Annotated in this window: 14 protein-coding genes; 4 read left to right on the top strand and 10 right to left on the bottom strand. The window is 73.4% G+C overall.

From position 1 onward, the window contains the following. Nucleotides 1–9 precede the first annotated feature (9 nt). Both AB0M80_RS25585 and AB0M80_RS25580 read right to left on the bottom strand, forming a co-directional pair. On the bottom strand, nt 10–3,588 hold the full coding sequence (locus tag AB0M80_RS25585) for a discoidin domain-containing protein (RefSeq protein ID WP_364569637.1): 3,579 nt from the start codon (nt 3,586–3,588) through the stop codon (nt 10–12). A 289-nt stretch (nt 3,589–3,877) separates the two neighbouring features. After that, entirely contained in the window at nt 3,878–4,315 is a 438-nt protein-coding gene (locus AB0M80_RS25580; RefSeq protein WP_364569634.1) for a helix-turn-helix domain-containing protein, read from the bottom strand. A 131-nt stretch (nt 4,316–4,446) separates the two neighbouring features. Here AB0M80_RS25580 and AB0M80_RS25575 point away from each other — a divergent pair, with 131 nt between their 5' ends. After that, on the top strand, nt 4,447–5,643 hold the full coding sequence (locus AB0M80_RS25575; protein ID WP_364569631.1) for a thiolase family protein: 1,197 nt from the start codon (nt 4,447–4,449) through the stop codon (nt 5,641–5,643). Between the two features lie 119 nt (nt 5,644–5,762). Here the strand turns inward: AB0M80_RS25575 and ligD are convergent, their stop codons facing one another. After that, the gene (gene ligD, locus AB0M80_RS25570) at nt 5,763–6,713 is read right to left on the bottom strand and encodes a non-homologous end-joining DNA ligase (RefSeq protein ID WP_364569628.1); all 951 of its coding nucleotides are present in this window, start codon (nt 6,711–6,713) and stop codon (nt 5,763–5,765) included. Nucleotides 6,714–6,753: 40 nt separating this feature from the next. Between ligD and AB0M80_RS25565 the strand changes: the two genes are divergently transcribed. Next, a complete protein-coding gene (locus AB0M80_RS25565; RefSeq protein ID WP_364569625.1) occupies nt 6,754–7,593 on the top strand; it encodes a PHP domain-containing protein in 840 nt (279 codons plus the stop codon). 83 nt (nt 7,594–7,676) lie between these two features. Here AB0M80_RS25565 and AB0M80_RS25560 read toward each other — a convergent pair whose 3' ends face one another. The 6 genes from AB0M80_RS25560 to AB0M80_RS25535 all read right to left on the bottom strand — a co-directional run bounded on the left by AB0M80_RS25560 (nt 7,677) and on the right by AB0M80_RS25535 (nt 23,282). Further along, nucleotides 7,677–9,707, bottom strand: a complete 2,031-nt coding sequence (locus tag AB0M80_RS25560) for an MDR family MFS transporter (RefSeq protein ID WP_364569622.1) — start codon at nt 9,705–9,707, stop codon at nt 7,677–7,679. A 91-nt stretch (nt 9,708–9,798) separates the two neighbouring features. After that, entirely contained in the window at nt 9,799–10,968 is a 1,170-nt protein-coding gene (locus tag AB0M80_RS25555) for a nucleotide disphospho-sugar-binding domain-containing protein (RefSeq protein WP_364569619.1), read from the bottom strand. Further along, nucleotides 10,968–11,774 (bottom strand): alpha/beta fold hydrolase, encoded by an 807-nt coding sequence (locus AB0M80_RS25550; RefSeq protein WP_364569616.1) that lies wholly within the window; start codon nt 11,772–11,774, stop codon nt 10,968–10,970. Before AB0M80_RS25550 ends, AB0M80_RS25555 begins: the two co-directional genes overlap by 1 nt. Then, the gene (locus AB0M80_RS25545) at nt 11,771–12,076 is read right to left on the bottom strand and encodes a phosphopantetheine-binding protein (RefSeq protein ID WP_364569613.1); all 306 of its coding nucleotides are present in this window, start codon (nt 12,074–12,076) and stop codon (nt 11,771–11,773) included. Before AB0M80_RS25545 ends, AB0M80_RS25550 begins: the two co-directional genes overlap by 4 nt. Then, nucleotides 12,073–16,425, bottom strand: a complete 4,353-nt coding sequence (locus AB0M80_RS25540) for a beta-ketoacyl synthase N-terminal-like domain-containing protein (protein ID WP_364569610.1) — start codon at nt 16,423–16,425, stop codon at nt 12,073–12,075. Before AB0M80_RS25540 ends, AB0M80_RS25545 begins: the two co-directional genes overlap by 4 nt. A gap of 5 nt (nt 16,426–16,430) precedes the next feature. Beyond that, nucleotides 16,431–23,282, bottom strand: coding sequence for an SDR family NAD(P)-dependent oxidoreductase (locus AB0M80_RS25535; RefSeq protein ID WP_364569607.1), 6,852 nt, complete (start codon nt 23,280–23,282; stop codon nt 16,431–16,433). Between the two features lie 785 nt (nt 23,283–24,067). Here AB0M80_RS25535 and AB0M80_RS25530 point away from each other — a divergent pair. Both AB0M80_RS25530 and AB0M80_RS25525 read left to right on the top strand, forming a co-directional pair. After that, nucleotides 24,068–25,180, top strand: coding sequence for a pyridoxal-phosphate dependent enzyme (locus AB0M80_RS25530; RefSeq protein ID WP_364569604.1), 1,113 nt, complete (start codon nt 24,068–24,070; stop codon nt 25,178–25,180). Beyond that, on the top strand, nt 25,177–25,794 hold the full coding sequence (locus tag AB0M80_RS25525; protein ID WP_364569602.1) for a PAS domain-containing protein: 618 nt from the start codon (nt 25,177–25,179) through the stop codon (nt 25,792–25,794). Before AB0M80_RS25530 ends, AB0M80_RS25525 begins: the two co-directional genes overlap by 4 nt. Before the next feature lies 1 nt (nt 25,795). Here AB0M80_RS25525 and AB0M80_RS25520 read toward each other — a convergent pair whose 3' ends face one another. Beyond that, nucleotides 25,796–26,701, bottom strand: coding sequence for a glutaminase (locus AB0M80_RS25520; protein WP_364569599.1), 906 nt, complete (start codon nt 26,699–26,701; stop codon nt 25,796–25,798). Between the last annotated feature and the right edge of the window lie 25 nt (nt 26,702–26,726).

The following is a 26,726-nucleotide window of genomic DNA, read 5'->3' as shown; positions in this document are numbered from 1 at the left end:
CGCTCGGCCTCAGTTGCGGTTGACGGTGAACGTGGTGGTGCGGTTGCGGATGTCCTCGGCGTTGTCGCTCAGGGTGAGCCCGGTGAACGTCGCCGAGCCGACGGCCGGGCCCTGGCTCGGTTCCGGCAGCTCGTTGACCCAGATGCCGATCCCCGACTTCGCGTCGAAGGCGTCCCCGCTGCGGTGGGCGCCGGTGATCGACACGTTCGTCAGCACCGTGTCCTCGACCGGGTGCTCCGGCGTGGTGCCGGTGTACTTGGTCTGGAACATGATGCCGCTGTAGGTCGGGCTCTGGATGTCCACGTCGGACACCCGGATGCCGCGGAACTCCTTGGACGCGGAGAACAGCCAGATCGCCGGGAACGTCTGCTGACCCCAGAAGTGGCCGCCGGCGCGGACGATCGAGGCGTTCTGGACCGTCGTCGGCTGCGGGCCGAACCCGAGGAACGGGTAGCCGAAGTCGAGCGAGCTGATCGTGATCCCGGAGTAGGCCAGCGTGTCGGCGATGTACAGGTTCCGGAAGGTGTTGCCGTACCCGCCGTAGACCGCCAGCCCGGCCGCGCGCCACGGGAGGATCGCGGTCAGGTTCTCGAACACGTTGCCGTACTGGTTGCCCGGGTTGAGGTCCGTGGCGGCGAAGAGCGCGAAGCTGTCGTCGCCGGTGGACCGGGCTTCGCTGTTGGTGACGTGGTTGCCCGTGCTGCCGTTGGTGAAGTTGACACCGTCGGCGAACGTGTCGCGGATGCGGACGTCCTTCACCGTGGAGTCGTCCACGTTGGTCGCCCAGAGCAGGCACATCTGGTGCTCCACCCAGATGTTCTCGATGGTCATGCCGGACACGTTCGCGAAGTTGAAGACCTTGCCGGGACCGTCGATGCGGGAGGTGTAGTTCCCGAACACGGCGAACCCGCTGAACTTCGTGCCGTTCGCGCTCGCCGGGGCGTCGAAGCCGATGTCGGTGTTCTCCTGGCCGGCCGGGGCGGTGAACTTCGTGAACCACGGCCCGGCACCCAGCACGGTGATCGGCTTGCCGTACACGGTGATCTTGCTCGTCATCGGGTACTGCCCGGCGGGCAGGTAGACGCCGGTGAGGTTCGGGTCCTGCCGGACCCGGTCGAGGGCGTTCTGCACGTCCTGCTGGGTGAACCCGGCCGGGACCGCGTAGTGCGCCGGGTCCGGGTTGGCGGTCGCGGCGACCTGCTCGAAGTTCACGAAGTCGATCGCGTAGTCCGCGCTGTTGGCCGCGTCCTTCTGCAGCTTGATCCGGTGCCCGGCGGGCACGGTCGTGCCGAGCAGCGTGCTGGCCTCGTCGTAGATGTGGCGCGGCCCGGTGCCCGGCGAGTTGCCCGGGCCGGTTTCGGCACCGTAGAGCCACGCGTAGTGCGAGGTCAGGTCGATGGCCTTGAGGAACGTGCCGTCGACGTAGACGTTCAGCGTCGAGGTGAGCCCGCCGCCGCCGGGCGCGTCGGGGATGGAGAACCGCGTGACCAGGGTGTTGGTCGACGCCCGGGTGGTGAACTCCACCGAGGCGCCGGTCGAGTTCAGCGTCACGGCCTTGCGGCCCGACGCCTCGCCGGCGAGGTCGCCGATGGTGCGGTTCGGGCCGGCGACGGCCGCGCCGCCCGCGAGGGCCCCGTCCTCGGCCTCGTAGGAGTCGTAGGGCATGTTCGCGCCCCGGCCGGTGAACAGCGCCTGCGTGCTGGTGTTGTTGCTCTGCTTGACCGCGAGCTCGTTGGCGTCGGCCGCGACGACCGTCTTGACGGTGTACCGGCCGTTCGCTGCCGTCCAGGTGCCGACGGTCACCGGCGCCGCGGTGGCTCCGGCGGCGATGGTCCCGGAGTAGCTGCCGGTCAGCGTCTTGACGACGGTGCCGTTCTGGTCGGTGATCGTCACCGTGATGCCGTGGGCGCCACCCGCGGACGCGACCGTGCCCTGGTTGCGCAGGGTCGCGGTGAAGGTGACGGAGTTGCCCGCCGACGGGTTGCCCGGCGACCACGCCGTGGCCGCGACGAGGTCGGAGCTCGGGACCGGGCTGACGACGAGCGCCGTCGAGCCGGTGTAGGAGTTGTTGGTCTCGTTCTGCTCGAGGACGGCGTTCGCCTCGTCGACCTTCGCGGTCAGCTGGTAGCTGCCCGCGTCGCGGGTGCCGATGTCCGCCGGCACGGTCGCCGACGCTCCGGCGGCCAGCGCGCCGACCGCGGCCGTGCCGACCTTGGTGGCGCCGAGGTAGAGGTTGACGTTCGTCGCGCCGGAAGCCGCCGTCCCCGCGTTGCGGACGGTCGCCGACGCGGTGATCGCGTCGGTCTCCACGGGGTTCTGCGGCGACCACGACACCCCGGAGATCGTCAGGTCCGGGTTGGGCGCGGGGACGCCGAAGACCTGGAACTCCGCGGCCTGCCCGCCGCCCGCACCGGAGTTGGCGGTGACGCGCAGGCGGACGTCGGCGGCGCGGCCGGTGAGCGGGATGGTCACGGTGTTGCCGCTCGCGGGGCTGAAGCCGTAGGTCCGGGCGGCGGCGAGGGTGGTGAACGCGGACGTGCTCTGCTCACGGCCTTCGACGGCGATCGTCTGGGTGCGCGGACCCCACGCCGGATCGGGGTTGAGCTTGACGACGACCTGGTTCAGCTCGGCGTTCGAGCCGAGCGCGACGGTCAGCAGGTTCGGGTAGGTCCCGCCGCCACCCTCCCAGTACGTGGCTGGCGAGTCGTCGTTGGCGTTGGCCGCGGCGTACGTCCACTCCGTCGAGGACGCCGTGATCGGCTTGCCCAGCGCCAGGTTCGCGCCGGCCTGGGTGCCCGCCCGCGTCACGGTGCCGCTGTTCGCCGACTGGTTGCCCGCGGCGTCCTTCGCCCGGACGAAGTAGGAGACGGTCGCGGTGTCGGGCTGCGTGTCGGTGTAGGTCAGGGTCGTGCCCCCGACGCTGCCACGCACTTGGCCGTTCGCGTAGACGTCGTAGCCGGCGACCCCGGTGTTGTCGGTCGAGGCCGACCAGGTCAGCCGGATCTGACCGCTCGCGGGCTGGGTGTAGGTCAGGTCGCCGGGCGCGGACGGCGGCTGAGTGTCGCCACCGGCGGGGCCGTGGACCTCGAACTCCGCCAGCTGGGCGGCGGGCCAGCCGGTGTTGGCCGTGACGTTCAGCCGGACGTACCGGGTGCTGCCGGTGACGTCCACGGTCACGGTGTTGCCGGTGGCCGGGTCGAACCGGTAGCCGGCCGAAGGCTTGAGATCGCTGAAGGCGGTCCCGTTCGTGCTGCCCTGCACGCTGAAGGTTTCGGAGCGGGCTTCCCAGTTCGCGGGCAGCTTGAGCACGAGCCGGGCGACGTCGGTGGGGCCGCCGAGGTCGGCCTGGACCCACTGCGGGAACTGGTTGTTCGTGCTTTCCCAGTAGGTGGCCGGGTTCCCGTCGCCGACGTTCGCCGCGGGGTAGCCGGCGAGCTGGCTGCTGGCCGTGTAGGTCGCGGAGGCGGCTTGCGCGGCGGGCTGGACGGCCGCGGCCGGGGCACCGCTCGCCGCCACGGCGGGGGCCGCCAAGAGCAGGGACAGGGCGGCGTAGGTCGCCGCGCGCGACAGAAGTCGCTTCGTTCTCATGGGGTTCCTCTGATCCGGGGAGGAGGGGAGACGACTCGGGACGGGCGAGAACCGGGGAACGGGAAACGCGGCGGACGCGGCCGGTGGCGCACGCGGGCAGCAGGGAACAGCCGTCATGGGCACCTCTTCGTCGAGGAGCTGAGCGGGATCTGCCGCGATCTATCGCGGTGTTGTCTCGTTCTTGCAGTGATTCGTTCAAGAGTTGCAGTGCGCTGGCCTCAAGTCAACGCCCAAACCGCCGGAAGGCCTCCTCGCGCAGTGCGAGGAGGCCTTCCGGGCAGGAGGAACGTCAGTGCACGGCACCAAGGCGGATCGGGTGGGTGCCCCGGGCATCGACCGGCTCGCCGCAGTGGGCGCAGACGGTGGCCGGCTCCAGCACCTCGCCACAGGCGTGGCGCCAGAGGGTCGGCGGTTCGCCCTGGTGGACGTACTTGTCACCCCAGGCCATCAGGGCGAGCAGGACCGGCTGCAGCGCGCGGCCGGCTTCGGTCGGGTGGTACTCGTGCCGCGGCGGGTGGGCTTCGTACTGGACCTTCTCGAGGACGCCCGCGTCGACGAGCTTGCGCAGCCGCGCGGCCAGGATGTCGCGGCTGGCGCCGGTGTTCTCGGCGATCTGGTTGAAGCGCCGCTCCCCCAGCATGATCTCGCGCAGGGCCAGCAGGCTCCACCGCTCGCCGACGACCTCCAGCGCCTCGGCGACCGAGCACTCGCGACCACGCCGGACCATGCCACCTCCACGGGTTGAAAATCCAACCTAGCACGTCAATTCGGTGTGATCTGCCGAACACGCGAGTTGTGGAATCCAACTCACCGGGCGTATACCGAAGGGCCACCCCGATCTGCGAGGAGGCAGACGTCATGACGGACGCGGTGATCGTCGACGCGGTACGGACCCCGATCGGCAAGGGCAAGCCGAACGGCACGCTCGCCGGGGTGCACCCGGTCGACCTGCACGCCCACGCCCTGCGCTCGCTCGTCGAGCGCACCGGCGTCGACCCGGCCCGGATCGACGACGTCATCAGCGGCGCCGTCGGCCAGATCGGCGAGCAGAGCATGAACACCGCGCGCTGGGCGGCGCTGGCCGCCGGGCTGCCGGAGTCGGTGCCGGCGGTGACCGTGGACCGGCAGTGCGGCAGCAGCCAGCAGGCCGTGCACTTCGCCGCCCAAGGCGTCATCGCCGGCGCGTACGACGTCGTCCTCGCCTCCGGTGTCGAGTCGATGAGCCGGGTGCCGATGGGCAGCCAGGTGGCCGGGCGCGACCCGTTCGGCCCGCAGGTCGCCGCGCGCTACCCGGACGGGCTGGTGCCGCAGGGCATCAGCGCGGAGCTGATCGCCGCGAAGTGGGGCTTCACCCGGGCCCGGCTCGACGAGTTCTCCGCGGAAAGCCACCAGCGCGCCGCGAAGGCGTGGGCGGACGGGAAATTCGCCGGCGAAGTCGCGCCGCTCAAGGCACCCGGGCCCGACGGGACGCCGCGCGAGGTCACGACCGACGAGACTGTCCGGCCCGGGACCACGCCGGAGATCCTCGCCGGGCTGAAGCCCGCGTTCCGCGCCGAGGTCTGGGAGCAGCGGTTCCCGGACCTCGGCTGGCACATCACCGCGGGCAACTCCTCGCCGATCAACGACGGCGCCGCCGCGCTGCTCATCACCAGCAGCGAAACGGCCGCGGCGCTGGGCCTGAAGCCGCGGGCCCGGATCCACAGCTTCGCCGTCGCCGGGGACGACCCGCTGCTCATGCTGACCGGCATCATCCCGGCCACCCGCAAGGTGCTGGCGCGCGCGGGCCTCGAGGTGGCGGACATCGACGCCTTCGAGGTCAACGAGGCGTTCGCCAGCGTCGTGCTCGCCTGGCAGGCCGAGATCGGCGCCGACCCGGCGAAGGTCAACGTCAACGGCGGCGCGATCGCGCTCGGCCACCCGCTGGGCGGCAGCGGCGCCCGGCTGGCGACGACGCTGCTGTCGGTGCTCGAGCAGACCGGCGGCCGCTACGGCCTGCAGACGATGTGCGAGGCGGGCGGCCTCGCCAACGCGACGATCATCGAACGCCTGGACTGACGCGCCAAGTACGCCCGCACCGCCGCCACGGCTCCCCCGGCATCCGCGGCGGCGACCGGGAAGGCCTCGTCGAAGCCGGACAGCACGATCTTCAGCGTCCGGGGTGGCGCGGAAATACGTCAGCCGGGTTCGGGTGGCTCCTCCACGCCGTCGCGGTCGGCCCACTCCAGCAGCGGGTCGAGGGAGAACACGGCGTCGTCGATGCCGGCGTGGAGGTCGCCGAGCTCGGCGAAGCGGGCCGGGACGGTGGCGATGGTGCAATCGCCCGGCTCGACGTCGTCGATCTCTTCCCAGCGGATCGGCGTCGACACCGTGCCTTCGGGGTTGCCGCGGACCGAGTAGGCGCTGGCGATCGTGTGGTCGCGGGCGTTCTGGTTGTAGTCGACGAAGAGCAGGCGCGGGTCGCGGTCCTTGCGCCACCAGGTCGTGGTGACGTCGTCGGGGGCCCGCCGTTCGACCTCGTGGGCGAAGGCCAGCGCCGCCCGGCGGACGTCGGAGAAGCCCCAGCGGGGTTCGATCCGGACGTAGACGTGCAGGCCGCGGCCACCGGAGGTCTTCGGCCAGCCGACCGCACCGAGCTCGTCGAGGATTTCGTGGGCGACGTGCGCAACCCGGCGGACGCGGTCGAAGCCGCAGTCGGGCATCGGGTCGAGGTCGATGCGCCACTCGTCGGGTTTCTCGGTGTCGGCGCGACGCGAGTTCCACGGGTGGAACTCCACTGTGGACATCTGCACGGCCCACGCGACGTGCGCCAGCTCGGTGACGCACAGCTCGTCGGCGTGGCGCCCGTAGCGGGGGAAGTGGACCCGGACCGTCTCCAGCCACGGTGGGGCGCCGTTCGGCACGCGCTTCTGGTGCACCTTCTCCCCGGCCACACCGGACGGGAAGCGGTGCAGCATACAGGGCCGTTCGCGCAGGGCGTTGACGATGCCGTCGCCCACCGAAAGGTAGTAGTTGACCAGGTCGAGCTTCGTCTCGCCGCGGGCCGGGAAATAGACCCGGTCCGGGTTGGAGATCCGCACGGTGTGCGGGCCGACCTCCAGCTCCACGGCCGCCGACTTCTGTGCCATGGCTGAGACGCTAGCTCAAAACGGCCGCTACGGTGGTTCGGTGAGCCTGCCGCCGGACGGTCACGTCCACACCGAATGGTCCTGGGACACGGTCACCGGGTCGATGATCGGCTCGTGTGAGCGGGCGCTGGCGCTGGGGCTGCCGTCGGTGGCGTTCACCGAGCACGCGGACCTGACGCCGTGGCTGATGCCGGAGCCGATCCGGCCGCTGCTGCCGGACCACTTCCGGGTGCGGCTGCGCCCGGACGGCGTCCTGGAGCCACCGGACCTGGACGTTTCCGGCTACCTGGCGTGCGTCGAGGAGTGCCGGTCGCGGTTTCCCGCGCTGCGGATCCTTTCGGGCGTGGAGCTGAGCGAGCCGCACTGGCACCGCCCGCGCGCCGATGCGCTGCTGGCGGCCCACTCGTTCGATCGCGTGCTGGGCTCGGTCCATTCCCTGCCGGGCGACGACGGCCACCACCACGAGCTGAGCGTGGTGTCCGATCGGCCGCCCGGCGAGATTCTGCGCGCCTACCTGACCGAGGTGCTGGGCCTGGTCGAGTCGACGGCGGATTTCGCGGTGCTCGCCCACATCGACTACGCGCTGCGCTCGTGGCCGGCCGAAGGTCCGCCGTTCGTGGCGGAGGACTTCGAAGAGGAGTTCCGGACGGTGCTGCGCGCGCTGGCTTCGAGTGGCCGGGCGCTGGAGGTCAACACGAAGGTGCCCCTGCCGGGCGAGGTGGTGCGGTGGTGGTTCCTGGTGGGCGGCGAGACGGTCGCCTTCGGCAGCGACGCGCACGAGCCGGGCCTGGTCGGCCACGGGTTCGCGGAGGCGGCGGCCCTGGTCGAGTCGTGCGGCTTCCGCCGGGGCCGCACTCCGCACGACTTCTGGCACCGCTGACGGCCGGCTCCGGCGCCAAGCGGCTCAAGGCCACCTTGGGGCGCACGAGCCGGGCGCCAGCCTGAGCCGAGCGGAGCCGGCGATCACGCCAGTGCGTGGCGCCCGTACGCACGGGACTCCGTGCTCTGGTCCAGCAACCGCGCCGCGACCCTGCCGATCGCCGCGTCGAGCTCGGCGCGGTCCGTCGTGGCCCAGTCGCCGAGCCGCGAAGCCAGCCAGTCGTGCCACGCGCGGACCACCTTGGCGAACTCCGCGTGGCCCGCGGCCGTCAGCTCCCAGCCGTCCCGCGTGTAGCGGAGGTGTCCGGTCAGCTCCAGGCGGTTGAACGCCGGTTCCAGCACCGGCGCCGGCACGCCGAAGTGGTCGCCGATTGCCCCCAACGTCGCCGGCGAGCCGCGGCGGCGGCGCAGGTGGACCTGGAGCAGGCACCAGATCCCGCCCTCGTCGAGGTCCGACCCGGCCCGCTGGACGATCGCCGGGGCCATCTCGCGGCGCTCGCGGAAGAACAGCGTGGCCACCGCCCGTTCGAGCTCGCGGTCGTCGGTGCGGGCCTCCGGCATACCGAAGCCGTCGCCGAGGTCCGGGGCCGCCGCGCGGGCCGTGTCGCGCAGCGGGACCTCCTTGAGGAAGAACGCCAGTGCGAACGCGACCAGCCCGACCGGGGCCGCGGCGAGGAACACGACGTGCAGGGAGTCGCTGTACGCCTTGATGACCGGCGCCGACACCGCGTCCGGCAGCGCGTGCAAGGCCGTGGGTACCTGCAAGGCACGCGGGTCGACCCCCGGCGGCACCGGAATCGAGGCCAGGTTCGGCGTCAGCTGGTTCGCGTACACCGTGCCGAAGATCGCCGCGCCGAACGAGCTGCCGATCGAGCGCAGGAACGTCACGCCCGAGGTCGCGACGCCGAGGTCGGCGTAGTCGACGGTGTTCTGCACGGCGATGGTCAGCACCTGCATGCCGAGCCCGATCCCGAGGCCCAGCACGGCCATGTACCCCGACGCCTCCCAGAACCCCGTATCGGCGTCGAGCCGCGAAAGCAGGTAGAGCCCGATCGTCATGCCCGCCGCGCCGGCCAGCGGGAAGATCTTGTACCGCCCGGTGCGGCTCACCGCGTTGCCCGCCGCGATCGACGCGACGAGCAGCGCCAGCACCATCGGCAGCAGCCGCACCCCGGACGTGGTCGCCGAGGTGCCCTGCACGTACTGCATGTACGTCGGCAGGTAGGACAGGGCGCCGAGCATCGCGAAGCCGACGACGAAGCTCATGATCCCGCCGACCGTGAACACCGGGTTCCGGAACAGCCGCATCGGCAGCATCGGCTCCTGCGCCCGCAGCTCGGCGACGACGAACGCCGCCAGCAGCACCACCGAGCCGATCGCCATCCCGACGATCGTCGGCGAGCCCCACGCGTACTGCGTGCCGCCCCAGCTGGTGACCAGCGTCAGGCCGGTCGCCGCGAGGCCGATGAGCAGGATGCCGAGGTAGTCGATGACCGGCTTGACCGCGGCGCGGACGTTCGGCATCGCCGAGGACGCCACCACCAGCACCACGAGCACCAGCGGGATGTTGACGTAGAACGCCCAGCGCCACGACAGGTGGTCGACGAAGAACCCGCCGAGCATCGGGCCGGCCACCGTCACCACGCCGAACACCGAGCCGAGCACGCCCTGGTACTTGCCGCGTTCGCGCAGCGGGACGACGTCGGCGATGAGCGCGGTCGAGGTGACCATCAGCCCGCCGCCGCCGAGGCCCTGCACCGCGCGCCAGACGATCAGCCAGACCATGCTGTCGGCGAACCCGGCGCAGAACGAGCCGATGCCGAACACGATCACCGACAGCTGGAACATCGGCTTGCGGCCGAACAGGTCGCCGAGCTTGCCGACGACCACGGTCATGATCGTCTCGGCCAGCAGGTAGGACGTGACCACCCAGGACAGGTGCCCGGCGCCGCCGAGGTCGCCGACGATGGTGGGCAGCGCGGTCCCGACGATCGTCTGGTCCAGCGCCGCCAGCAGCATCCCGAGCAGCACGGCGCCGAACACGGCGTTGACCCGGCCACGGCTCAGGGCGGGTGGCGCCGCGGCGCCGGGGGTGACCTCCGCGGTGGCCGTCATCTCCCACCCTCCTCGCTCGGCCTCCAAGCTAGTGCGCGGGGTCCACTGTGGATAGCCACCCGTTCCGGTGGTCCGCATGTCCAGGCCGGGTTCAGAGCCGCAGGTGCGCCAGGCTCTCCAAGGCCAGCTGTTCCAGGTGCCCCGCGGCCGCCGCGCTTCCGCCCGCCGCGTGGAACGACGCCGCCACGGTCTCGGCCGCGCGCCGGTACACCGGTTCCGTCAGGACTTCTTCGACCGCCGCCGCGATGCGGGGCGCGTCCGCGCGGCCGAAGCGCAGGCGGACGCCCGCGCCCGCGGCCACCACCTGGGCCGCCACGATCGGCTGGTCGTCGCGGATCGGGGCCACCACCAGCGGCAGGCCGTGCCACAGCGTTTCGCAGACCGTGTTGTGGCCCGCGTGGCACAGCACCGCGTCGACCCGCGACAGCAGCGGCAGCTGCGGAACCCGCGGCCGCACCAGGACGTTCGGCGGGACCTCGCCGAGCACGCCGCCCGGGTCGGCGATCACCGCCCGCGCCGGCATCCCCGCGAACGCCTCCGCCGTCGCGGTCAGGAACCCGGCCCCCGCCGAGGTGTTCGCCGTGCCGAGGGAGACCAGCACGGTCGGCCGGAGCGGATCGAGCCACTCCCACGGGAAGTCGGTCGTGGACGGGCGCGCGCCGAGGGCGGGGCCGACGAGCCGGACCCGCGGCGGCAGGGCGGCCGCGCCGAGCAGTTCGCGGGTGGTGAAGGCGAGCACGCCGTGCGGCGAAAACCGGGGGTCCGCCCCATCCCGGCCGCCGGTGATCCGCGCGCGCAGCCCGTCGAGCAGCGTAGCGACCCACTCCCCGACCTTCGGCATCCCGGCCAGGGGGTCGACCAGCTCGGCCGACGTCGTCGCCGACGTCATCCACGGCAGGCCGCGGGCGTCGGCGAGCAGCCCGCCGGCCAGTGCCTGCTGGTCGGCGACCACGACGTGCGGCTCGAACGCCTCGAGCGCCGCGGCCACGCCGGGCGCCATCGCGTCGGCGAGCGGGACGAGGAAGTCCTGCCAGAGGAAGCGCAACGCCGCCGGGCCTTTGAGCTCGGCTGGTCGCACGGGCAGGTCCGGCGGCACGGCGCACGAAAACACGAGCGCCTCCGGGCCGGCCAGCTGCCACAGCAGCTCGTCGTGGCCCGCCCAGGCGACCTCGTGGCCGCGCGCGGTGAGCTCGGCCGCCACGCCGACGGCCGGGTTGACGTGCCCGACCAGGGGTGGGACGACGAAGAGGAACCGGGCCACTACCGCACCCGCGTCCGCGTGCGCGAGGTGTCGCGGACCCACCCGAAGATCAGCTCGATGAGCTCCGCCGTCCGCTCGACCAGCACCGAGTGCCCCTGATCGGGCAGCACGACGGTGCGGCACCGCTCCAGGTGCGTTTCGAAGTGCGGCACCTGCGCCGACAGCCCGGAGTCGCCGCCGAAGATCGCGAACACCGGGCAGCGCACCGCCGACAGGTCCGCCGCGATCGTCGCGCTGCGCGGGATGTCCTCGGCCAGCGTGGTGGTCTGCAGGATGCGGTTCGCGGCCTTGGACAGCCGCGCGGTGTGCGCGCCGTGGTTGTCGGCGATCCAGCCGATGACCTCGTCGATCGCCAGCCGGGTCTTGGCGTCGGCGAGCCCGTCGGCCATGTGCCGGGTCCACTCCCCGGTCGGGGGTTCGCCCTCGATCACCACGACGCTCGCCACCCGGTCGGGCCGGGCGGCCGCCAGCCCGAAGGCCACCGAAGCGCCGAACGAGTTGCCGACGACGTGCACCGGCCGCGTGACGTCACACGCGTCGAGGACCGCGACGAGGTCGTCGACGAACCGCTCCAGGTGGTACCCGGACGGCGGCCGCGTCGTGCGGCCGTGCCCGCGCAGGTCGTACATCAGCACGTCGAGCCCACGCGCGGCGAAGGCCGGGCCGAGCGTGAAGTAGTAGCTGGCCAGGCTGTCGGTGAGCAGGCCGTGGACGCAGACCACGATCGGCGCGTCCCCGTCGAGCGGCGCGTCCGGGGTGAGCCGCTGGACGTGCACGTCCAGCTCGCCCGCGCGGATCCGGCTCACGCCGTCGCCCGCAGGGAGGCGACGATGTACCGGACGAGCTCGCCGACGGTCAGCGCGATGATCTCGTCCAGGTCGCGCTCGGCGATGAAGGTCGCGAAGTTGACGCGGTCGCCGTAGTGCTCGCGCAGCTGCCCGGACAGCGCCACCAGGTCGACGCTCTCCAGTTCGAGGTCGTCGTGGAAGGTGGTGTCCATGGTGATCTCGGCGTCATCGAGGCCGTACTCCTCGAGCAGTTCCCGCAGCATTTCGCCGAGGCGGGCGAGCACGGTCACCTCGTCCGCCGCCGTGGTCTCGATGCTCATCCGGCTGTCTCCTTCGTCTCTTCGGTCCAGGCGACGACGTAGCGGCGCGGCGGCGCGCCGGGCGGATTTTCGACGTCCGCGCAGCACACGCGGTGGTCGCGGCCGGCGACGCGGACGGTCAGTTCACCCGAGGTCGCCGCGACGACCTCGAAGTCCCGGGGTTCGCCGCGCAGGCCGGTGCCGCGCAGCTTCGCGACGGCCTCCTTCGCGGTCCAGAACCGGGTGAACCAGCGTTCCCGGTCACCGGGCAGGCCGGCGAGCAGAGCCACCTCGGCCGGGCCGAGTGCGGCCTCCACCGTGGACTCCGGCCGCGGCACGACCTCTTCGACGTCGATGCCGCAGGGCCCGTGGCGGGCGATCGCCACGCCGGCTTCGGCGCGGTGCGCCACGGAGATCGTCACCGGCGGCAGCTCCCGGCCGTAGGCGCCGGTCGCGAACGGACGGCCGGCCTCGTCGTTGCCGATGCGCAGCTCGGCGGGGAACATCTCGGGTTCGCCGCGGGCCCAGAGGAACTGGCGGACCGCGTCCTTGGCCGCGATCCGGCCGAGCAGCCACTGGCGCCGCCCGCGTGGTGGACGGCGTTCGTAGGCGTCGCGCTCGGGGCCGGCCAGGTAGTTGCGCATGATCAGCTCGCGGGTGGCCAGGTCCGGCCACTGCTCGCCCACCAGCGCCCAGCCGCCCGGCTGTTCCTTGGACAGCGTCGAGCGCTCGGGGGTGCGGTCGGCCTGCCGGATGTGCGGGGTGCTGTCGAACCGCCGGTCGCGCCAGCCGGTGAACTCGGCCCAGACCCGTCCGTTGTGGACCAGCTGCATGTCCGCGTCGAGGAACTCCTCGGTCAGCCCGGTGATCCGGACCAGGCAGTCCAGGCGCTCCCCCGCTGCCGGCTGCGGGCCGTGGAACCGGATTTCGCGCATGGCGACCGGGAAGACGGTGGTCCGCTCGGGCACGCGGGACATGATCCAGTAGCCGAGCACCTGGCCGACGTTGTCGAGCAGCGCGCCGGGCGCGGCCGGCGTCGTCAGCACGGCCCGCACGTGCCGTTCGCCGACGGCGGTCAGCTCGGTGACGCCCTGGAAGCGCGGGCCGTGGAACATCCACCGGTCGGCGTAGAGCTGCGCCGCCGTGGTCTCGGGCACCTGCTCGGCCGACGCCGGGAACCGCCACGGCGCGGGCGCGCCGGCCGGGTGGTCCGGGGCGAGTTCCACGACGGCCTGCGAGTAGCCGTCGAGGGCCGCGAGCACCCGGCTGTCGCCCTGGGGCCGGACGCGCACCGGCACGGTGACCGCCGGGACCGCCGTGATCCACTGGGTGAGCCGGACGTCGTGCACCGCGACCGCGCGGCGTCCGGGTGCGGCCTGCTCGGCGAACCGCATCAGGTGGTCGATCACCGTGGTGGCCGGGACGACCGGCCAGCGGTCGCCCGGGTCGGCCTGGGGCGGCTGCTTGAAGAAGCAGTGGTCGAGCAGGTACGGCATCGCCTCGATCGAGACGGTGAGGGTGGTGTCCAGCTCCTGCGGCGCCGGCAGGCGGCGCGCCGGTCCGGCGAGCACGGTGGACGCCAGCTCCGCGGTGTCGGTCAGCAGGGCGGCGAACTCGGCGGCGAGGGGGCCTTTCCCGGCCAGCTCGTCCACAGTGGACCTCCGGGTGGCCGGCAACGCGATCCGCGCGCGGACCTGCTCGTCCAGGGAGATCAGGCGGCCGCCGAGGTCGAGCTTGACCGCCTTGGACGCGGCCGGGCGCTCGCCGGGCAGGCGGGTGAAGTCGACGTGACAACCGGGGCTTCGCCCCGGGCCGGGGGCTCCGTCACCCGGAACCGGGCCATCGAGCCCGTCGGCCCACAACGCGGTCGCGACCCGGCGCAGCTGCGCGAGCCCGGGGCGCTGCGCCGAGTGCGCCGCCACGACGAGGTGCTCCTCGCCGTGCAGGGTGTCGCCGACCAGGGAGCCGAGCTGCCCGGCGCCGACCTGGACGAACGCGCGGAACCCGGCGGCGTGCAGCGCCCGCACGAGCGGGCGGAACCGGACCGGCTGCAGCAGGTGCCGCACGAACAGCTCGCGGACCTCGGCTTCACCGGCCGGGTATTCCGACACCGTGGTCGCCGACCAGAGCGGCAGGTTCGGCGGGTGCAGGGTGAAGCGCTCGGCCGCTTCGCGGATCGGGTCCAGGTACGGCCGCAGCATCGGGGTGTGGAAGCCGGACCGGAAGGGCAGCACCTGCGCCACGATCCCCGCGTCCCGGAACCGCTGCACGAGCGCGCCGACCGCCGCTTCCGGCCCGCAGATCATGGCCTGGTTCGGGGAGTTGTCGTGGGAGAGGACGACGTCCGCGCGCCCGGCCAGCTCCTCCAGCACCCGGGGTGCGGGTGCGCCGATCGCGGCGAAGGCGAGCCCGGGGACGACGAGCGCGTCCGGGTCGAACCCGGCCAGGAAGGCGTCGACCTCTTCCTCGGCGTGCACGCCGGCCACCGCCATCGCCGTCCATTCGCCCAGGCTGTGCCCGGCGACGGCGTCCGGCGTGACGCCGATCCGGCCGAGGGCGGCGTGCAGCAGCCTGCCCAGCTCGAACACCGCGGCGCCCTGCCGTCCGACGTCACCGACCTCGACATCCGCGTGCCGCCAGGGCAGGCCGAAGTGGCGGGCGACGTCACCGCAGTTCAGGGTGAGTTCCGACTCCAGGCCGGGGAAGACGAACGCGATCTTGCCGCCGCCCGGCCCGAGCAGGGGGCGGTCGGTGAACCACACGTCGTTGCGGCCGCGCCAGGCGCGGCCCCGCGCCAGCACCTTCCTGGCCAGGGCCAGGCGCTTCTCCGTCGGGTCGACGATGCCGAGCCGGACCGGCCCGTCGCCGGTCTCCCGGGCCCCGGGCCGGTCGAACTCCTCCCGCAGCGCGTCGAGGGTCGGCGCGGCGAGCCGCAGCACGCGTTCGGGCTCGCGCACCGCGACCGGCTTCGCGCGGCCCGGTGCCTGCTCCAGGACGACGTGGGCGTTGATCCCGCCGAAGCCGAACGCGTTGACCCCGGCGCGGCGCACCGGCGCGTCCCACGGCTCGGCCGCGGCCAGAGTGGAGAAGCGGGTTCGCGCCAGCGCCGGGTGCGGGTCGTCGCAGTGCAGCGTGGGCAGCAGGACGCCGTGGTGCACGGCCAGGGCCGCCTTGACGAGCCCGGCGACGCCCGCCGCGGGCATCGTGTGGCCGATCATCGACTTGACCGAGCCCAGAACGGCGGAGCCCGCACTTCCGAACACCGTCGCGAGGGTCGCCAGTTCGGCCGCGTCGCCGGCCGGGGTGGCGGTGCCGTGCGCCTCCAGCAACCCCAGGGAGTCCGGGGCGGCCGGGTCCAGGCCCGCCGCGGCCCACGCCTGGCGGACGGCCCGGACCTGGCCACCGGAGTCGGGGCTGGCCAGGCTGGCGGTCCGCCCGTCGGAGGCGACGCCGGTGCCGGTGATCACGGCGTAGACGCGGTCGCCGTCGCGCTGGGCGTCGGCGAGGCGCTTGAGGACGACGACACCGGTGCCTTCGCCGATCAGCACGCCGTCGGCGTCGCGGTGGAACGGCCGGATCCGCTCGGACGGCGACAGCGCGCCGAGCTGGTTGAACACGCTCCAGAAGGTGATGTCGTGGCAGTGGTGCACCCCGCCGGCGAGGACGACGTCGCAGCGGCCGGTGGCCAGCTCCCGCACGGCGTGGTCGACGGCGATCAGCGAAGACGCGCACGCGGCGTCCACCGTGTACGCCGGGCCGCGCAGGTCGAGGCGGTTGGCCAGCCGCGACGCGGCCAGGTTGGGCACCAGCCCGATCGCGGACTCGGGCGCCTCGGGGCCGAGCTGGTCGGTGAAGGCCTGCCGGACGGCGTCGAGCCGGTCCGCGTCCAGGTCCGGCAGCAGCTCGCCGAGGGTGCGGACGAGCTGGCTCGCGGTGCGGACGCGCTGGTCGAGGCGGACCAGCCCCGGCGTCAGGTAGCCGCCGCGGCCGAGCACGACGCCGACCTTGGAGCGGTCGGCGGGCAGGCGGTCCGCGCCGCCCGCGTCCGCGACGGCCTGCGCCGCGACCCGCAGCGCGATCAGCTGGTCGGGCTCGGTGGCGGACACGGAGTTCGGCATGATCCCGAAGCCGGTGACGTCCACTTCGGCCAGTTCGTCGACGAACCCGCCGCGCCGGCAGTAGAGCCGGTCGGCGCGGCGCTGCTCGTCCGGCGCGTAGTGCGCGCCGTCCCACTTCCCGGGCGGCACCTCGGTGATCGCGTCGACGCCGCCGGCGAGGTTGCGCCAGTAGCTCGCCAGGTCGGGGGCGCCGGGCAGCAGCACCGACATCCCGACGATGGCCACGGGCTGGGGGGCCACGGGCTGGGGCATCCGCGTCACCAGCCCGAGGCGGTGTGGACGACGGCGCCGGTGTCGGCGCGGCCCCACGCCAGCTCGCGCAGCAGGCCGAGGGTGCCCTCCTCCGGGTCGATCAGCGCGATGCCGCGGCGGGCGTAGTCGCGCATCAGCTCGGGGGTCACCATGCCGTCGTGGTCGCCGGTCGGGGCCCACGGTCCCCAGTGGACGGTCACCGCGCGCCCGGCGGGCCACCGGTGCCCCAGCGCCTCGAGAGCGTCGTTGGCGGCGGCGTAGTCCGACTGGCCGCGGTTGCCGAGCGCCGCGGCGATGCTGCCGAACAGGACCACGAACTTCGGCTCGTCGGGCAGGTCGGCGGTCGCCTCCAGGAGCGTACGGGCGCCGTCGACCTTGGTGCCGTACACGCGGTCGAACGATTCCGGCGTCTTCTCGGCGACGAGCTTGTCCTCGATCACGCCGGCCGCGTAGACGATGCCGTCCAGGCGGCCGTGCTCGGCGTGGATCTCCTTGACCGCGCGGTGCACGGCTTCGGCGTCGAGCATGTCGACCGACTGGTAGCGCACCGGGCTGCCGAGGGCTTCGAGCTTCGCCAGGGTCTGCCGGACTTCGCGTTCGCCCTGGATCCGGCGGACCGTCCGTTCGATCTCGGCGGGGCTCTTCAGCCCGGCGCCGATCAGGGCGGTGCGGAGGTCCTTGGCCGTCCTCGCCTGCGGGTATTCGTCTTGTGCCGTGGGCACCGGCGTCCGGCCGAGGAGTTCGATCCGGCAGCGGGCGGCGCCGGCCAGGGTCACCGCGAACCGGGCGGTGATGCCCTTGGCGCCCCCGACGAGCAGGACGACCGAGTCGCGGTCCAGGCCGATCGCGGCCGCTTCGGCCGCACCGTCGCCCGCCGGGCCCGCGCCGCTGCTGCCGAGCGGGCCGAGGCCCTGCTCGGTCAGCCGGAAGCCCTTCCGGTGACCGCCTTCCCGCCGGACGACCGGCTCGCGGTCCACTGTGGACAACTCGGCGACGAAGGCCGCCGCCTGTGCTTCGGGCGTCTCACCCGGGGACAGCTCGACCACGCGGGTGAGCGTGTCCGGGTATTCGCGGGCGAGGCTGCGGTGGAAGCCGCGCAGGCCCTCGCCGGGCCCGGCGGTCAGCAGCCAAGCGGGCTTGGCGGCGAGGGCGGCCTGGTACCGGGGGAAGGCGGCGGGCAGCACCGGGCGGGCGTCCGGGAGGTGCAGGACCCCGTCGAACCCGGCGCGGACGTCGTCGGCGAGCTCGGCGGTCGCGCCCAGCCCGCTCAGGCGGGTCCGGACGGCCTCGGCGAGGGGGCCGTGGCCGAGGATGAGGAACTTCCGGCCGGTGACCTCGGGAGTCCCGGCGGGAGCGAGGTCGACTTCGGCCGTGACCAGTCGTTTCGGCGCGACGATCAGCGGCGCGGGCTCGGCCGGGACCGCCGACGCAGGCGCGGCGGAGGTATCCGGCTTCGCGCCGCCGACGAGTTCGGCGATCGCCGCCGCCGTGCGGGCCTTGGCGAGTTCTTCGACGTCACCGCCGGTGTCGAGGTTCAGGCGCGTCGCGAGTTCCCCGGCGATCTCGGCCCGTTTGATCGAGTCGATGCTGAGGTCGGCTTCCAGATCGAGGTCCGGCTCGATCATCTCCACCGGATACCCGGTCCGCTCCCCGATCACCTCCACCACGGTCTCCAGCACCGAGGTGGCCTCCGGCGCAGCGGGCGCGGGGCGTTCGTCCCCGATCAGCGCGGCGATCGCCGCGGCCGTGCGAGCCTTGGCGAACTCCTCGACGTCCCCACCGGCCAGCCCCAGCCGGGACGCCAGCTCACCCGCGATCTCAACCCGCTTGATCGAATCCACGCTCAGGTCGGCTTCCAGATCGAGGTCCGGCTCGATCATCTCCACCGGATACCCGGTCCGCTCCCCGATCACCTCCACCACGGTCTCCAGCACCGAGGTGGCCTTCGGTGCAGCTGACGCAACCAAGGCCGCCCGGGGTGCAGCTGACGCAACCAAGGTCACCTCGGGGTGCTCGACGACCGGCACCGTGATCGGTGCCGGGACCTGGGCGGGGGCGCCGGTGCCGAGGAAGCCGAGGAGCACGTCGCGCTGGGCCGCGACCATCTCGCGGCTGGTGCGCAGGAAGTCCGCGACCATCGCCTCCGACGTCGCCGCCTGCGGGGCCGCCGCGGACACGCCGAGCGAGATCCGTTCGGCCGGGCGGAGGGCGCCGGCCGGGATCGTGCCGTCCGCGGTGCGGAGCAGGTGGCCGTCGACCGTCCATCCGGGACGCTTCGGCCGCGGCGCCGTCGTCGCGTCGACCGCGTCGCGGCCGCGGAACAGCCAGCCGGTTTCGACGTTCACCCCGGACACCGCCAGCTGCGCCAGCGCGCCGAGGAAGCCCGGCAGGCCACGGCGGCCCGGCTGTTCGAACCCGACCGTCCGGTGCGGCCGGTCACCGAGGATGGCGGCGACCTGCTTGGCCAGCACCGCACCGGGGCCGGCTTCGACGAACACCCGGGCCCCGGCCGCGTACATCGCCTCGACCTGCTCGACGAACCGGACCGGCGCGCCGAGCTGCGCGGCCAGTTCGCCGCGGATCGCGTCCGGGTCGGCCGGGTAGGGCCCGGCCGTCCGGTTGCCGTACACCGGGACGGCGGGCCGCACGACGCCGATCGCGTCCAGGACGCGGCCGAAGGCTTCCCCGGCGGGAGCGACCAGCGGGCTGTGGAACGCGCACGCGACCGGGATCCGCTTGGCGCCGAGCCCGGCGGCGCGCAGGTGCCCGACCGCGGCCTCGACGTCGGCGGTGGGCCCGGAGATCACCGTCTGCCGGGGCGAGTTGTGGTTGGCCAGGACGACGGAGGCGAGCCCGGCGTCGGCGAGGGCCTTCCCGGTCTCGGCGGCTCCGGCGGCGACCGCGGCCATCGCTCCGGGGTCCCCGGCGGGCACCGCGTCGACGATCGCGCCGGCCCGGGCGTGGCTGGCGTGCAGCAGGGCTTCCGGGGTGAGCGCGCCGGCCGCGGCCAGCGCCACCAGTTCGCCGTAGCTGTGGCCGCCGACCATCGCGGGCCGCACGCCGGCGCGGCGCAGCAGCCGGAACGCCGCCAGCCCGGTGACGCCGAGCGCGGGCTGGGCGACGCGGGTGTCCGTGACGCGCCCGGCCAGCGCCTGCCGCGCCTGCTCCCCGAACACCGCCGGGCCGAAGACGACGTCGGCCGTCGCCGGGTCCAGGCGCAGATACCGCTGCAGCTCGGGGAAAGTGACGAACAGCTCGGCGAACATGCCCGGCCGCTGACTGCCCTGGCCGGGGAACAGCACCGCGACGGCGCCCGGTTCGTCCGCACCGGCGCGGTACACCCCCGGGGCGTCTTTTTCGGACAGCGCCCGTCCGTCCAGTGCCTGCCGCAGCAGCCGGGTCAGTTCGTCCACAGTGGACGCGACGACGGCGAGGCGGATCCGCCCGCCCGCGGCTTCGGTGCGCCGGGACGCGCCGAGCGCCAGGTCGCGCAGCCGCCACGGCTCCCGGCCCGCCGGGACCTCCGTGGCCAGCTCCAGCAGGGTTCGCGCCGCGGCCTCCGTCGGGAAGGTGAACAGTTCCGCGGGCCATTCGTCCGCCGCCTGCGCGGGCGGCACGCCGTCGTGCGCGCCGAGCACCACGTGGAAGTTGGTGCCGCCGAAGCCGAAGGCGCTGACCCCGGCGAGCCGGTCGGCCGGCGGCGCGGGCCACGGCTGCGCCGCCGACTGGAACACGAACGGGCTGCTCTCCGGATCCCACGCCGGGTTCGGCGAAGAGAGGTGCAGCGTCGGCGGTTTGACGCCGGTGTGCAGGGCCAGTGCGGCCTTGATCAGCCCGGCCAGGCCCGCGGCGCACTTGGTGTGCCCGATCTGCGACTTCACCGAGCCGATCGTGCACCCGCCGGGCGCGGCGCCGGCCTCGGTGAACACCTTCGTCAGCGTGCCGAGCTCGGTCCGGTCGCCGACGACGGTGCCGGTGCCGTGCGCCTCGACGAGCCCGACGCGCGCGGGCGAGACGCCGGCGTTGCGGTAGGCCCGGGTCAGCGCGGTGTGCTGGCCTTCGGGCCGGGGCGCGGTCAGGCCGAGCGCGCGGCCGTCCGACGCCGCGCCGACGCCCTTGATCACGGCGTAGACCCGGTCGCCGTCGCGTTCGGCGTCGGCGAGGCGCTTCAGCGCGACGCACGCGACGCCTTCACCCAGCGCGATGCCGTCGGCCGCGCTGTCGAACGTCGCCGACCGCCCGGTCGGCGAGAGGGCGTGCGCCGAAGCGAACAGCAGGTAGTCGTGGATGCCGTTGTGCAGGTCCGCACCGCCGCAGAGGACGAGGTCGCTGGTGCCGGCGGTCAGTTCCTTGCAAGCGACGTCGACCGCGGTCAGCGACGACGCGCACGCGGCGTCGACGGTGTAGTTCGCCCCGCCCAGGTCGAGCCGGTTGGCGATCCGCCCGGCGATGACGTTCGCGAGCACGCCGGGGAAGGAGTCCTCGGTGATCCGCGGCAGCCGTTCGTCCAGTTCGGACGGCAGTTCGCCCACATAGGACGGCAGCACCGTGCGCAGGCTCATCGCGTTCGACAGGTCACTGCCCGCTTCGGCGCCGAACACCACCGAAGTCCGGGCCCGGTCGAAGGCGCGGCCGGCGTAACCGGCGTCGGCCAGCGCGCGGTGCGCGGCCTCCAGGGCCAGCAGCTGCACGGGTTCGATGCTGGCCAGCGACGACGGCGGGATGCCGTACTTCAGCGGGTCGAAGCCGATCTCGGGCAGGAACCCGCCCCAGCGCGACGGCGTCCGCTCCCCCTGGCCTTGCGGGTTGTAGTACAGGGCGGTGTCCCAGCGCTGCGGTGGCACCTCGGTGACCGCGTCGGCGCCGGCCAGGATGTTCGCCCAGAACGCGGCCAGGTCGGGAGCCTGCGGGAACATGCAGGCCATTCCGACGATCGCGATGTCCAGCGGCGCCGGGGCCGCCGGTTCCGCCTCGGCGACGCCGAATTCGGCGGCCCGCGCGCGCAGGAACGCGTTCGCGCCCGCACCCACCGAGTGGTGCAGGTCGGCGATCGTGGTGACGGCCGAGCGCAGCACGGCGACTTCGCCCGCCATGAACATGCCTTCGGTGAGCTGGCGGTCTTCGCCGACGTCCCGCAGTTCGGCGCCGACGCGCTCGATGCCCTTGCTCGCCAGGCGAAGCCGCCCGACGTTCAGCTCTTCCAGCCGCTCCCACGCCTCCCGGCTCGGCACGCCGCGTTCGGCGAGCTCCGCCTTGATCGCCGCGTACTCCTCGGTGAACGGGCTGCGGACGCAGCGGGTGGCGTGGCCGGGCGCGGTTTCGAGGAGGTCGGTGTGTTCGGCTTCCAGGAGCCGGCGCTGGAACAGCGGGAGCACGGCGCCCGCGTCGACGGCTTCGCGGGTGAAGAGGTAGGCGGTGCCCATCAGCACCCCGATCGCCGCGCCCCGCGCGGCCACCGGGGCGGCGAGGGCGGCCACCATCGCGGCCGAACGCTCGTCGTGGATGCCGCCGGCGAACAGCAGCTGCAGGTCCGCGGCCGCGTCGGGGGTGGCCGCGAGGAAGTCGGCGAGCACGCCGAGCTGGGCTTCCCACAACGGGAAGCTGGTGCGCGGGCCGACGTGGCCACCGCACTCGGAGCCTTCGAAGACGAACTTGCGCGCGCCCGCCTCGAGGAACTGCTTCAGCAGCCCGGGTGAGGGCACGTGGAGGAAGGTGGCGATGCCGGCGGCCTCCAGGGCCGCGGCCTGGGCCGGGCGGCCGCCCGCGATGATCGCGTGGGTGGGCCGCAGCTCGCGGATCACCGCCAGCTGCGCGGCCTTGACGTCGTCGGCGGCGAACCCGAGGACACCGACGCCCCAGGGCGCGTCGCCGACGGCTGCCCGGGTCCGTTCCAGGACGTCCCGGGTTTGCTCCGGGCCGGACAGGGCCAGCGCGATGAACGGCAGGGCCCCGCTCGCGGCGACTTCGGCCGCGAACGCGGGCTGGTCGCTGACCCGGGTCATCGGGCCCTGCGCGATCGGCAGCGCCGTGCCGAACGCGCGGCTGCCCGCGCTGCCGGGGCCCAGCACCGCGTCCGGAACGCGCAGAGCTTCCCCGACGCCCTCGGCCAGGCCACGCACTGCCGCGGTGACCGTGCCCCAGCGGTCGCGGAACCGGGTGGCGAGGAAGACGTCCTGGCCCGCTTCGATCGGCTCGGTACCCCGCCGGGCCAGCACGCGGACGCCGTCGACGACGGCCGTTTCCGAACCGTCGAGGCCGGTGACGGCGGTGGTGAGGGCCGACGGCAGTTCGGCTTCCGGCAGCAGGGCGAGCTGGGTGTCGACGACGACGCCGGCCGCGCCACCCGCGACCGCGGCCGCGGCGGTGTGCGGCCCGATGCCGCCCGCCGCCCACACCGGGACATCGAGAGCGTCGTCGGCGAGCAGGGCCTGCAGCAGCACGAAGGTGCTCAGTTCCCCGGTCGGGCCGCCGCATTCGTGCCCGCGGGCGATCAGGCCGTGGGCGCCGGCGGCGACCGCCCGTCCGGCCGCCGCGCGGGAGGTGACCTCGGCCAGCACGCGGCGGCCCGGGAAGTCCCGCGCCGTGCACGGCGCGTCTTCGGTCAGCACCACGGTGGTCGCGGCTTCGGGCAGGTCCGCGTCCGCGGGGCGCGCGAGCCGGACCCCGAACGCCGGGATGCCCCATTCCGCCAGCAGGGCGAGTTCTTCCGCGGCCGCGCTGTCCCCGGTGGTCAGGTCGAGCACACCGAGCCCGCCCCCGCGCACGGCGGCCGCGACCCCGCGCGCCGACGGCCATCGCAGCGGCGACACGGCGACGACCAGCTCGGCCGGCACGGAGTCGTCTTTCGAGAGACGCATGGGAACTCCCGCTACGCACGAAAGGGTGATGGGTAACGGGGTGTACTTAAGCGGGTTCCTTCCGTGCCGTCAACAACCCACCGCGATTTCATAGCCGGAGTTCAGAAAATTCGGGATCGACCAGGCCGACGGCGCAAGAATTTAACGTCGCCGTCACGTTCCTCCTCCGGTACGCGGCACGCCGATTGCCTTGCCCGGCGGCCCGGACGCTTCCACGGCGTGGCCCACCCGGCACGCGCCGCCGGACGGCGCAAGCCATCCCGCCTGGTGGACGCGCGACCGTTGCCCGATCCGGACCACGCCGACCGTAGGGTCCGGCGTTTCCCCGCCACCACCACGACGTATCCCGTCGGTAAACCCGGCGTTCGGAGCGCTTCAGTTCGGCCACCACACCAGACCCTCCTTCCCGGGTTATCGCCGACGATTAGCGGCCCATTTCCGAGCCGCGAGAGAATGGACCGAAGAATACGGAGTGTGATCTCGCGCGGGCCCGGAAGTCCACTGTGGAATGCTCGCGCGCCGGGGTTCTCGGTGCTCACACGACCACGAACGGGGACGCCGAGGGCGGCCGGCGCCCGTCCGTCACCCCGCCGGGCGCGACGGGCGGTATTCGGGCGACCACCTTCGGTGCCCCGGCCGACGGGACCGGGAGCCGATGATCGAAATTTTCCGTCACCCTGTTACAAGCCTTTCCTGAGAAGAAGCTGAAGACATTTCAGGTACCCATGAGTAGTACTAGACAGTAGGTCTAAGCTTGGACTGTTCGTCCAGACTTGGAGGTGGCGGTGGAGTACTGGTACACCGACGAGCGGTCAGGGGCGCGCTACCCCGCCGACCCGCTGCGCTGGCGCGGCGACGACGGCGCTCCGTTGACCGTCGCCCCCTTGGCGGGCCTGCGCCCGGACCAGGTCGACACCGGGATCCGCTCCCTCTGGCGGTACCGGGCCGCGCTGCCCGGCGACCTGGGCCCGGTCTCGCTCGGCGAGGGCTGCACCCCGCTGCTGCCGCGGACCTGGGGCGGCGCCGACGTCCGGTTCAAGCTGGAATGGTTCAGCCCGACCGGCAGCTTCAAGGACCGCGGCTCCAGCGTCATGATCTCCGCACTCGCCGGCGCCGGGGTCCGGGAACTGCTGGAGGACAGCTCCGGCAACGGCGGCTCGTCGGTGGCCGCCTACAGCGCCGCGGCCGGGATCGCGGCGACCGTGCTGGCGCCCGAAGGGACGTCGCCGGCGAAGGTCCTGCAGACCCGCGCGTACGGCGCGGCCGTCGAGCTGGTGCCGGGCACCCGCGACGACACCGCCGCCGAAGCCGTCCGCCGCTCCGGCCGCACCACCTACGCCAGCCACAACTGGCACCCGTTCTTCCTGCAGGGCACCAAGACCCTCGCCTACGAGCTGTGGGAAGACCTCGGCTTCCGCGCGCCGGACGCCGTCGTCACCGTCGCCGGCGCGGGCAGCATCGTGCTCGGTTGCGACCTCGGGTTCGGGGAGCTGCTGGCCGCGGGGTCGATCACGCGGCGCCCGCGGCTGCTCGTCGCACAGCCGCGGAACTGCTCCCCGATCGACGCGGCCTTCCACGACCGACCCGGGTTTGAGCACTTCGCCCCGACCGTCGCCGAAGGGACGGCGATCCGGCAGCCGGTGCGGCTGCCGGAGGTCGTCGCGGCGATCCGGCGCTCGGGCGGCGACACCGCCGCGATCGGCGAAGACGCCATCGCCGCGGCCGCCCGCCGCCTGGCGGCCCTCGGCCTCTACGCGGAGCCGACCAGCGCGACGGCTGCCGCGGCCATCGACGTGTTCCGCGACCGCGGCGCGATCCGTCCCGGCGAAACCACCGTCGTCGTGCTCACCGGATCCGGGCTGAAGGCGGCGGACAAGCTGCGGGAGCTGATCGGATGACCGAGGACGAGCTGCTCCTGCGCGAAGCGGAGAAGATCGCCCACGCCGTCGGGCGGATGTTCCCGGGCCTGTGCGAGGTCGTGCTGCACGACCTGCGCGAGCCGGCCCACGCCATACGCGCGATCGAAGGCGGCCTGTCCGGGCGTGCGGTCGGCGACCCCGCCACCGAGCTGGGCCTGGCCCGGATCGCCGACCCGGCGTTCCCCGACGTGCTGCAGAACTACCCGAACCGCTTCCCGGACGGCCGCCCCGCGAAGAGCACGTCGATCGGCATCCGCAACTCGGGCGGCGAGTACGTCGCGGCGCTGTGCCTCAACCTCGACGTCTCCCTGCTCGGCTCGGCGGCGCACGCCCTGACCCGGCTGGCCCGCACCGACGAACCGGCCCCGCTCACCGAGTCGCTGCGCGCCCGCACCGGCGACGAGCTGCGCGCCCTGGTCGAGGACTACGCCACCGAGCGCGGCCACACCCCGCGCAGCCTGCCGGCGGCCGCGAAGAAGGAACTGGTGCGGTCGCTGAAGGCGCGGGGCTTCCTGGAGCTGAAGAACGCGGTGCCGGCGCTGACCGACCTGCTCGGGATCTCGCGGGCCAGCGTCTACAACTACTTGCGCTGACTCAGAACACCGACCAGCCGGTCAGCGTGGTGAACCGGTCGAGCGCGGCGACCCCGGCGACGGAGTTGCCGCGCGCGTCCAGTCCCGGGCTCCAGACGCAGACCGCGCACCGGCCCGGGACGATCGCGACGATGCCGCCGCCCACGCCGCTCTTGCCCGGCAGGCCGACGCGGTAGGCGAACTCGCCCGCCGCGTCGTAGGTGCCGCACGTCAGCATCACCGCGTTGATCCGCTTCGCCGCGCTGAGCCCGAGCAGCCGGGAGCCGTCGTTGCGGACGCCGTGCCGGGCCAGGAACAACGCCGAGCGCGCGACGTCGCCGCAGCTCATCGCGATCGAGCACTGGCGGACGTACTGGTCCAGCACCTCGGGCACCGGGTGGCGCATGTTGCCGTAGGAGGCCATGAAGTAGGCGAGGGCGCGGTTGCGGTCGGCGTGTCCCGCCTCCGACGCCGCCACCTCGGGGTCCACGGCGATGTCCGCGTGGCCGCTCTCCTGGCGGAGGAACGCGAGCAGCGCGTCCGCCGCGTCGCCGTGGCGGGCGAGTTCGTCGGTCACCACCAGCGCACCCGCGTTGATGAACGGATTCCGCGGAATGCCGTCCTCGTGTTCCAGCTGCACCAGCGAATTGAACGGGTCGCCCGACGGTTCGCGGCCGACCCGGGCCCACACGCCGTCGCCGCGCGAAAGCGTCAACGCGAGGGTGAACACCTTGGACATGCTCTGCACGGAGAACGGGCGCTCCCAGTCGCCGACGCCGTGCACCGCACCGTCCACTTCGGCCACCGCCATGCCGAACCGGCCCGGCTCGACCCTGGCCAGCGCGGGAATGTAGTCCGCGACGGCGCCGCGGCCCACCTCCGGCGCGACGTCGTCGGCGATCCGGTCCAGCAGCGCCGCGAGATCCACGGGCCGTAGCGTAGAAGGCACCCCC

This window comes from Amycolatopsis sp. NPDC051045, assembly GCF_040682955.1.
GTDB lineage: Bacteria > Actinomycetota > Actinomycetes > Mycobacteriales > Pseudonocardiaceae > Amycolatopsis.
Note: the sequence above shows the minus strand (reverse complement) of the source record. Positions and strands in the feature narration are given on the sequence as shown.